Origin of the sequence: Caloramator sp. ALD01 (genome assembly GCF_000472625.1) — a bacterium.
GTDB lineage: Bacteria > Bacillota > Clostridia > Clostridiales > Caloramatoraceae > Thermobrachium > Thermobrachium proteoclasticum.
In genome coordinates, this window is sequence record NZ_AXAA01000049.1 from 1 (window position 1) to 10213 (window position 10213).

7 protein-coding genes and 1 rRNA gene are annotated in these 10213 nt (G+C 30.6%); all 8 read left to right on the plus strand.

The window, feature by feature from the left end; translation table 11 throughout:
* Positions 1-697 precede the first annotated feature (697 nt).
* Positions 698-2083: a chromosomal replication initiator protein DnaA gene (gene dnaA / locus A3M9_RS0111705; protein WP_027309363.1), complete on the plus strand. Its 1386-nt coding sequence runs from the start codon at positions 698-700 to the stop codon at positions 2081-2083.
* A 260-nt stretch (positions 2084-2343) separates the two neighbouring features.
* A complete protein-coding gene (gene dnaN / locus A3M9_RS0111710; RefSeq protein WP_027309364.1) occupies positions 2344-3447 on the plus strand; it encodes a DNA polymerase III subunit beta in 1104 nt (367 codons plus the stop codon).
* A 63-nt stretch (positions 3448-3510) separates the two neighbouring features.
* On the plus strand, positions 3511-3720 hold the full coding sequence (locus A3M9_RS0111715; protein ID WP_027309365.1) for an RNA-binding S4 domain-containing protein: 210 nt from the start codon (positions 3511-3513) through the stop codon (positions 3718-3720).
* Positions 3721-3728: 8 nt separating this feature from the next.
* Positions 3729-4838 carry a DNA replication/repair protein RecF gene (gene recF, locus A3M9_RS0111720; protein ID WP_027309366.1) on the plus strand — a complete coding sequence of 370 codons (1110 nt, stop codon included), beginning with the start codon at positions 3729-3731 and terminating at the stop codon, positions 4836-4838.
* A gap of 66 nt (positions 4839-4904) precedes the next feature.
* Complete coding sequence (gene remB, locus A3M9_RS0111725) at positions 4905-5162, plus strand: extracellular matrix regulator RemB (protein ID WP_027309367.1); 258 nt, start codon at positions 4905-4907, stop codon at positions 5160-5162.
* A 15-nt stretch (positions 5163-5177) separates the two neighbouring features.
* The gene (gyrB, locus tag A3M9_RS0111730) at positions 5178-7082 is read left to right on the plus strand and encodes a DNA topoisomerase (ATP-hydrolyzing) subunit B (protein WP_027309368.1); all 1905 of its coding nucleotides are present in this window, start codon (positions 5178-5180) and stop codon (positions 7080-7082) included.
* Between the two features lie 12 nt (positions 7083-7094).
* Complete coding sequence (gyrA, locus tag A3M9_RS0111735; RefSeq protein WP_027309369.1) at positions 7095-9530, plus strand: DNA gyrase subunit A; 2436 nt, start codon at positions 7095-7097, stop codon at positions 9528-9530.
* A gap of 615 nt (positions 9531-10145) precedes the next feature.
* Positions 10146-10213, plus strand: a 16S ribosomal RNA gene (locus A3M9_RS0111740); the annotation flags it as partial.

Here is a 10213-nt window from a genome sequence, read left to right on the forward strand (position 1 = left end):
TTTATTTAAGGTATTGATTTTTTCTCCAAGATGATATACTTTAGAAAAGTAAGTGAGCATTTGTTTTAAATAACTTTTGTTCATTTCATCAGCATCCTTTTTATGTTTGTTTGTGGCAAAACTATTATAAAAAGGATGCTTTCTTTATGCAAATTTTTTCTCTATATTTTCCAGTAAAAATCGGAAAATACCTAATTTCTACTTACTATTTCTTAACCCTTATAAATCAACGGACTTACCACCCTAAAAATTTTCAAGTGCGAAATCTCTGTTATTGTTGATAATTTTTTATTCACATATGTGTTTTTTGTGGATAACTATTGCCTGTGAATAATTATTTTGATAATATATTAATACAATGTGGATAATTTTATGTGTTTTTGTTTATTTTTTGTGGATTATGTAAAGTTATTCACATTCTGTGGATAAGCCTGTGTATAACTTGTTGAATTTTTATTTGTTTTTTACTATAAACCTTTAAAAAATCTATTGTTTCTGTTTGTTAATTGTGTTGATTTTATTTTGTGAATAATTTAAACCCTATTTTAAAAATAAAATACTTTTTCACATTCTGTGAATATCTTTTTATTTTTTTGTCAACAACTGTTTTTTAATTATTAAATTGTGAATAACTCTGTTAATATATATTTTTCGATTTAATTATTACAAAAAATTTACTTAGAACAGGAGGTTTATTATGGGCACAGACATCTATTCTCTCTGGGAAAAAACTTTAAATATAGTAAAAACAGAACTTACAGAAGTAGGTTTTAATACATGGATCAAATCTTTAAAGCCCATAAAGTTGACGCAGGATGCCTTCTATTTACTTGCTCCAACCGAATTTTCAAAAAACATATTAGATGCAAGGTATAAAGATTTAATAGGTAATGCCTTTAAATTAGTTGCTTCTAAAAAATACGAAATAAAATTTGTTTTGGAAACTGACGATGTATTTAAAGAATTAGATAGTACTTCCCAAAAAATTGATGAAGCAACTTCTTCAAATAAATCAAGTATTGAAACTAAACCTAATCAAGCAAATGATGAGCTTGCAACATCTACATTAAATCCAAAATATACCTTTGATACCTTCGTGGTTGGAAATAGTAATAGATTTGCACATGCTGCATCTTTAGCTGTAGCAGAGGCTCCAGCAAAGGCATATAACCCTCTATTTATATATGGAGGCGTTGGTCTTGGTAAAACCCACTTGATGCACGCAATCGGGCACTACATTTTAAGCAACAATCCTAAAGCAAGAGTAGTCTATGTGTCCTCTGAAAAATTTACTAATGAACTTATAAATTCTATCAAGGATGATAAGAATGTTGAATTTAGAAATAAATATAGAAACGTTGATGTTCTTTTAATTGACGATATACAATTCATTGCAGGCAAAGAAAGAACCCAAGAAGAATTCTTCCACACATTCAACGCACTATATGAAGCAAACAAACAAATAATTATTTCAAGCGATAGACCACCAAAGGAAATTCCAACATTAGAAGATAGATTAAGATCTCGATTTGAATGGGGACTTATAGCCGATATACAGCCACCAGATTTTGAAACAAGAATAGCAATTCTAAAGAAAAAGGCTGATATGGAAAACCTACAGGTTCCAAATGAAGTTATGGTTTATATTGCAAATAAAATTCAATCAAACATTAGAGAGTTAGAAGGTGCATTAATTAGAATTGTTGCATTTGCCTCTCTTTCAAATAAAGAAATAAGTGTAGAACTTGCAACAGATGTTCTAAAGGACATAATATCCAATAAAAACAACAAACAAATTACAGTTGAACTAATCCAAGACGTAGTTGCAAGCTACTACAATCTTAGAATAGACGATTTTAAATCAAAAAGAAGGACTAAAAATGTTGCATATCCAAGGCAAATTGCTATGTATTTAGCAAGAAAACTAACCGATTTATCTCTACCTAAAATTGGAGAAGAATTTGGTGGACGTGACCATACAACTGTAATACACGCATATGAAAAAATATCTGAGGACTTAGAAAAGGATGATGCTCTAAAGGAAACAATAGATGAACTAATTAAAAAGATCCATCAGAAATAATTCACACATGTTAATAATTGAAGTTTATAATTTGTGGATAGTTGTATTTTAATTTTTAATCTCTTTATAATGTGGATAAAATTAAGATGTTTTCATCAACTTATCCACAAATTATTTTTTTATCAAATTATTCTTCTTTCTTGCTTTAACGTAGTTATCAACATATCAACAGCACCTATTACTATTACTACTAAATTATTGTTTATAACCTCTATCTATAATAAAAAATTATCCACTGTGGATAAAAGGAGGATTTACTTATGTGGTTTATATGTGAAAAAGAATTATTACAGGAAGCAATAAATACAGTTCAAAAGGCAACTTCAACAAAAACAACTTACCCTATTCTTGAAGGAATTCATATAAGGGCAACAAAGGATAATAAGGTAACCTTTACTGCAACAGATTTAGACCTTGGTATAGAAACATTTATAGAAACAGAAGTTTATCAAGAAGGAGCAACAGTTGTTAACTCTAAGTTATTTGGAGAATTCATCAGAAAACTTCCAAACGACAAAATAATAATTAAAATGGAAAATAATAATGTATATATAACTTGTCAAAAGTCTGAATTCGTGCTTTTAGGAAATAATCCAGATGAATTTCCTAAACTTCCAACAATAAACGAAAATTCCATGTATGAAATTTCACAAGATTTAATAAAAAGCATGATTCGTTCAACTATTTTTGCTATAGCACAGGAAGAAACAAGACCTATACTTACAGGAGTTTTATTTGAAGTTAAAGATGGAAAATTAAGCTTTGTTGCATTAGATGGATATAGATTAGCATTAAAAAGGTATGATATAGATTCAGAGAATGAAATAAGTGCTGTAATACCAGGAAAAACTTTAAATGAAATATCAAAGATACTTGAGACAACAGATGAAAAGGCAAAGATAACTTTTACACCAAATCATATATTATTTAACCTTGGAAATACTAAAGTAATATCAAGATTGTTAGATGGCGAGTTTATAAATTATAGGCAAATAATTCCTGAAGAGTATAGACTAAAGGTTAAAGTAAATAGAAATGAACTTTTAGATAGTATAGAAAGAGCATCTCTGCTTGCAAGAGAAGGAAAGACTAATTTAATTAAATTTGACATAAAGGATTCTAATATGATAATAACTTCAAACTCACAATTGGGTAAAGTTTATGAGGAAGTTAATATTGAACTTGAGGGTGAAAATTTAAAAATTGCCTTCAATTCAAAGTATTTCTTAGATGTTTTGAGAATAATAGATTCAGATGAAATTTATTTAGAATTTACTACAAATGTAAGCCCTTGTGTAGTTAAAAAATGTAATTCTGATGATTATATATACCTTGTATTACCTGTTAGATTAGTTGAAGAATAAGATTAAGAAAGCAATGGGGGATAGTCCCCTTGCTTTTTATCTTTAATTGAGGAGGTTAAATAAATGGAACAAATATCTATAAATACAGAGTATATAAAATTAGACCAGTTATTAAAATGGGCTAATATTGCAGATTCAGGAGCCTTTGCTAAACTTATAATTCAAAATGGAGATGTTAAGGTTAATGGTGAAGTTGTTTTAAATAGAGGTAAGAAAATTTATAAGGGAGATATAGTTGAAGTTGAAGGTGTAGGAAGTTTTAAGGTGGTATAGGTGGGATTATGTATATAGATGCAATAGAACTTATAAATTACAGAAATTATGAAAAACTTGAACTTAAATTAAACAATAAAATAAATATATTTGTTGGAGAGAACGCACAGGGTAAAACAAATGTTTTAGAAGCAATGTATTTTTTTAGTGCATTAAAGTCCCATAGAACAAATAAAGATAGAGAGTTAATATCTTGGAATAAAAATAAAGCATATATTAAGGCAGATGTAGTAAAAAATTTGGGTAATTATAAATTGGAGTTTTTGCTTGATATAGATGGAAAAAAGCAGATGAAGTTGAATGGAGTTAAAGTAAATAAATCAACTGATGTTTTAGGGACATTAAACACAGTAATTTTTTCACCTGAAGACTTAAAGTTAATAAAAGAAGGACCTTCTTTGAGAAGAAGATTTATAGATAACGAATTAAGTCAGATAAGACCAAAGTATTATTATATATTAAATCAATACAATAAGGTATTAATGCAGAGAAATAATATTTTAAAAACATTGATGTTTTCCCCTTCTAACAGGGCTACACTGGAAATATTTAGTGAACAGCTTGCTGACTATGGGAGCATAATAATTCAAAATAGAATTGAATTTATAAAAAAGCTAACTTTAATAGCAAGACTTATACATAGAAAAATTACAGATGGTAAAGAGGAACTTGAAGTTTTATATAGAAGTGATATAAATTTTAATACAACAACTAAGGAAATCAAGGAAAATTTACTTGATTATTATATTAAACATACTGAAGATGATATAAAAAAGGGATTTACTTTGGTTGGTCCTCATAGAGATGATTTGGCCATATTTATAAATGGGATAGATGTTAGAAATTTTGGCTCTCAAGGTCAACAAAGAACGGCAGCACTTTCTTTAAAATTATCTGAACTTGAAATTGTAAAGGCAGAGGTAGGAGAGTATCCGGTACTTCTTCTTGATGATGTACTTTCAGAACTTGATCCTAAAAGACAATTTTATTTACTTAACTCCTTGAAGGATATACAAACAATTATAACTTGTACAAGTATTAAGGATATAGATATTAAGAAATTTGCCGAAAAAAGTATTTTTGAAGTTAATAAAGGAACTATTGTTCGATTAGAGTAAAAAATGTTGTTTATTTTATGAATTAGATTTATAATAAATATGATTTTGATATAGGGAGGCTTTTTTATGTTTCTTCATTTAGGAGAAAATGTAGTAATTCCTTTAAGTGAAGTTATTGCTATCTTCGATATAAATTCTACCTTCAATTCTGATACAAGAAATTTTTTAAAGATAGCAGAAGAAGAAGGATTTGTTACAAGAATTACAGATGATCCACCAAAATCCTTTGTATTAACAGAGAGAAATAAAAAAAGTATAATTTATCTTTCTCCAATATCTTCACTTACTCTGGTAAAAAGAACAGGCTTTTTGAATGAACTATAAGAAGAGGTGAAAAGAATGAGTAGTAATGTACAGCAGTATAGTGCAAATGAGATACAAGTTCTTGAGGGGCTTGAGGCTGTAAGAAAAAGACCTGGTATGTATATAGGTAGTACAGGACCTAAGGGACTTCACCATTTGGTTTATGAAATAGTTGATAACTCAATAGATGAAGCATTAGCAGGATATTGTAGCAATATTGAGGTTATTATACATAAGGATAATTCAATAACGGTAGTAGATAATGGTAGAGGTATACCAGTTGATATACATCCAAAACTTAATAAGCCTGCAGTTGAAGTTGTATTTACGGTATTACACGCAGGTGGTAAGTTTGGAGGCGGAGGATATAAGGTATCTGGGGGATTGCACGGAGTTGGTGCTTCGGTAGTTAATGCCCTGTCAGAATGGCTTGAAGTTAGGGTTAGAAGAGATGGTAAAGAATACTACCAAAAATATGAAAGAGGTAGAGTGGTTTGTGATTTAAGGGTAGTAGGAGATGCGAATAGTACAGGAACTACAGTAAGCTTTAAACCAGATGCTGAAATATTTGAAGAATTAGAATATGACTATGATACTTTAGCTCAAAGATTTAGAGAACTTGCATTTTTAAATAAGGGAATTAGTATTACTTTAAAGGATGAAAGGGAAGAAAAGGAAGAACAATTCCATTATGAAGGTGGAATTAAAGAGTTTGTAAAATATTTAAATAGAAATAAAGAGGTTTTAAGTGAAGAACCAATATATGTAGAGGGAGTAAAGGATGATGTAATAGTTGAAATAGCACTTCAGTATAATGACAGCTATAACGAAAACATATTTTCCTTTGCAAATAACATCCATACTCCTGAAGGTGGAACTCATGTAAGTGGATTTAAAACAGCACTTACGAGGGTTATTAATGATTATGCAAGAAAATATGGATTCCTTAAAGAAAATGATAAAAATTTAGCAGGAGAAGATACACGTGAAGGTTTGACAGCAGTTATATCGGTAAAAATAACAAACCCTCAATTTGAAGGTCAAACAAAAACTAAACTTGGTAATACTGAGGTTAGAAGTGTTGTTGATACAATTGTTGGAGATAAAGTTGCAGCCTTTTTAGAGGAAAATCCTCATGTGTCAAAGATCATATTAGAAAAATGTATAATGGCTCAAAGAGCAAGAGAAGCAGCAAGAAAAGCAAGAGAATTAACAAGAAGAAAATCTGTATTAGATTCAACCTCTCTTCCAGGTAAGCTTGCAGATTGTTCAGAAAAGGATCCAAAGCTTTGTGAAATATATCTTGTTGAGGGAGATTCAGCAGGAGGTTCAGCAAAGGGTGGACGTGATAGAAGATTCCAAGCTATTCTTCCTCTTAGAGGAAAAATAATGAACGTTGAAAAGCAGAGATTAGATAAAATATTATCATATCAAGAAATAAGAAATATGATAACAGCTTTTGGGGCAGGAATTGGAGATGAATTTGATATAAGCAAAATTAGGTACGATAAAATAATTATAATGACAGATGCCGATGTGGATGGTGCACACATTAGAACATTGCTATTAACATTTTTCTACAGATATATGAGACCTCTTATAGAGGAAGGACACGTGTATATTGCACAGCCACCTCTTTATAAGATAACTAAGAATAAAAAGATTCATTATGCATATTCAGATAAGGAACTTGAAAAGAAACTTAATGAAATTGGAAGAGATAATGTCGAAATACAAAGATATAAGGGTCTTGGTGAAATGAATGCAGAACAGCTTTGGGAAACAACTATGAACCCAGAAACAAGAACACTTCTTAAGGTTGAAATAGAGGATGCAGTAGCAGCAGACGAGATATTTACTATACTTATGGGAGATAAGGTTGAACCAAGAAGAGAATTTATACAGAAAAATGCTAAGAAGGTTCAAAATCTTGACATATAATGAGGTGAAAAAATGGAAGATAGAAGAGAAAAAATTGTTTCAGTCGATATAAAGGATGAGATGAAAAAATGTTATATCGATTATGCAATGAGTGTTATTGTAGGTCGTGCACTTCCAGATGTTAGGGATGGGTTGAAGCCTGTTCATAGAAGAATTTTATATTCAATGCATGAATTAGGATTATATCCTGATAAACAGTATAGAAAATCAGCCAGAATCGTTGGGGATGTTTTAGGTAAATATCATCCACACGGTGATAGTGCGGTTTATGATGCAATGGTAAGACTTGCTCAGGATTTCTCAACGAGATATCCTTTAGTTGATGGACACGGAAACTTTGGTTCCATTGATGGTGATGGGGCAGCTGCTATGCGTTATACAGAGGCTAGGCTTTCAAAAATTTCAATGGAACTTTTAAGGGATATAAACAAGGATACAATTGATTTTATAGATAACTTTGATGGTACAGAAAAGGAACCATTAGTTCTTCCTTCAAGATTTCCAAATCTTTTAGTTAATGGTTCATCAGGTATTGCTGTTGGTATGGCAACAAATATACCACCTCATAATTTAGGAGAGGTTATAGATGGGCTTGTTGTATTAATAGATAACCCTGAAGCTACAGTTAAAGACATAATGTCTAAGATAAAGGGTCCAGATTTCCCAACAGCAGGTGTAATATTAGGTAAAGAGGGAATAAGACAAGCATATGAAACAGGAAGAGGAAGAATTACTGTAAGAGCAAAGGCTGAAATAGAAGAAGAAAAGGGAAAACATAGAATAATAGTTACAGAAATACCATATCAAGTTAATAAAGCCAAGTTAATTGAGGATATAGCAGAACTTGTAAAGGATAAGAAAATAGAAGGTATATCTGATTTAAGAGATGAATCAGATAGAGAAGGTATGAGAATTGTTATTGAATTAAAGAGGGATGCAAATCCTAATGTTGTTTTAAATTTATTATATAAGCATACAAAGATGCAGGATACCTTTAGTGTAATAATGCTTGCATTAGTAGAGGGAGAACCCAAAATACTTAATTTAAAAGAGGTTTTAACACACTATTTAGAATTCCAAAAGGTTGTTATTAGAAGAAGGACTCAATATGAGTTAGATAAGGCAGAAGCAAGAGCTCATATTTTAGAAGGTTTAAAAATAGCACTCGATCATATAGATGAGGTTATTAATTTGATAAGAGGGTCAAAGACGGTTGATGAAGCAAGAAGTGGGCTTATGTCAAGATTTGGGCTTTCGGAAAAACAAGCTCAAGCTATACTTGATATGAGATTACAGAGACTTACAGGTCTTGAAAGGGATAAAATAGAGCAAGAATATGAGGAGCTTATCAAAACAATAAATAGATTAAAGGAAATTCTTGCAAACGAAAGATTAGTTCTTAATATAATAAAGGATGAGTTAATTGAAATAAAACAAAAATATGCAGATGAAAGAAGAACAAAGATAATAAATAGCACTGAGGAAATAAATATAGAAGACCTAATTCAAGAGGAAGAAGTTGTAATAACCATCACTCATGCAGGATATGTAAAGAGAATACCAATTGATACTTATAAGAGTCAAAAAAGAGGTGGAAAAGGTATTCAAGGTATAACAACAAGAGAAGATGACTTTGTAGAGAATATATTTATAACTTCAACACATAATAACATACTATTCTTTACAAACTTAGGAAGAGCATATAAATTAAAGGCCTATGAAATACCAGAAGCAGGAAGAACTGCCCGTGGTACAAATATTGTAAATATTTTACCTTTTAGCCCAAGAGAAAGAATACAAGCAGTTATAGCGATAAAAGAATTTGATGAAGATAAGTTTATATTCTTTGCAACTAAGAATGGAATTGTTAAAAAGACAGCATTAAGTGAATTTAGCTCTATTAGAAGAAGTGGATTAAATGCTATAAACCTAAAGGTTGATGATGAACTAATTGGAGTTAAGTTAACTGATGGAAATAGTAAAATAACAATAGTAACTCAAAACGGATATTCAATTACATTTGAAGAAAACGATGTAAGATGTATGGGAAGAACAGCAGCAGGGGTTAGAGGAATTACATTAAGAGATAATGACGTAGCTGTTGCTATGGATGTATTTGAAGAAGACGCTGATTTACTTGTTGTTAGTGAAAATGGATATGGAAAGAGAACTCCATGTACAGAATACTCTATACAAAATAGAGGTGGAAAAGGGTTAATAACATATAAGGTAACAGAAAAAACTGGACGTATAGTTGGAGCAAAGACGGTAAAAGACAAAGACGAGATAATGCTTATAAACAGTAATGGAGTAATAATAAGATTAGAGATAGCACAGATTTCAAGAACGAGTAGAAATACAATGGGAGTTACCTTAATGAAAACTGATGCAGACCAAAGAATTGTGTCTATTGCAAAAATAATAAATGAAGATAGTGAAGAAGAATAATTAATAATAAGGGTAGATATTCTATTTGAATGTCTGCTCTTTTTACATTTGGTGAGAATTTATAACTAAGATATTATTTTAATGATAAAATAATTCAGATTGTTGACAAACCTGTTCGTTAGCTAAAGTATGAAAAAAGCCCCATGAAAGGATTTCAAAATGGCATATTTCATGAGCTTTAGCAATTATTGCTTTTCGACTTTGAAAAAGTCCGTAATTTGGCACAGGACGTGCCGAGCCGAGCGGCCATCAGGACGATGGCATCGCGAGGGTAGGACTTTTTCAAACAAAGAAAAGCTTAGAATTGCTTAGCGAAATGAATCGATGCCCAAGAAATCCTTCATGGGGCTAATTAATATATAACTTTTTCAACAGCCTGTATTATTTTATTGATAAAATAAATTATGATAAGCTATAAAAAAATAATAAATTGGTGTTGACAGAAAAAGATTTAAATGATAATATATATAACTGTCAGCGACAAGGAAACAAAAAATAAAAAATAAAAATTGTTGTTGACAAAATGAAATAAGTGTTATAAAATAAGATATGTTGAATGACGGTCCTTGAAAACTGAACAGCGAGAGCGAACGTACCAAATAAGAAGCTAGGTTATAACATGAGAGTTTGATCCTGGCTCAGGACGAACGCTGGCGGCGTGCCTAACACATGCAAGTCGAGCG

Excerpts from the sequence above, each read along its gene's own strand:
- dnaA (WP_027309363.1), top strand. The coding sequence starts at position 698 with ATGGGCACAGACATCTATTCTCTCTGGGAAAAAACTTTAAATATAGTA.
- dnaN (WP_027309364.1), top strand. The coding sequence starts at position 2,344 with ATGTGGTTTATATGTGAAAAAGAATTATTACAGGAAGCAATAAATACA.
- A3M9_RS0111715 (WP_027309365.1), top strand. The coding sequence starts at position 3,511 with ATGGAACAAATATCTATAAATACAGAGTATATAAAATTAGACCAGTTA.
- recF (WP_027309366.1), top strand. The coding sequence starts at position 3,729 with ATGTATATAGATGCAATAGAACTTATAAATTACAGAAATTATGAAAAA.
- remB (WP_027309367.1), top strand. The coding sequence starts at position 4,905 with ATGTTTCTTCATTTAGGAGAAAATGTAGTAATTCCTTTAAGTGAAGTT.
- gyrB (WP_027309368.1), top strand. The coding sequence starts at position 5,178 with ATGAGTAGTAATGTACAGCAGTATAGTGCAAATGAGATACAAGTTCTT.
- gyrA (WP_027309369.1), top strand. The coding sequence starts at position 7,095 with ATGGAAGATAGAAGAGAAAAAATTGTTTCAGTCGATATAAAGGATGAG.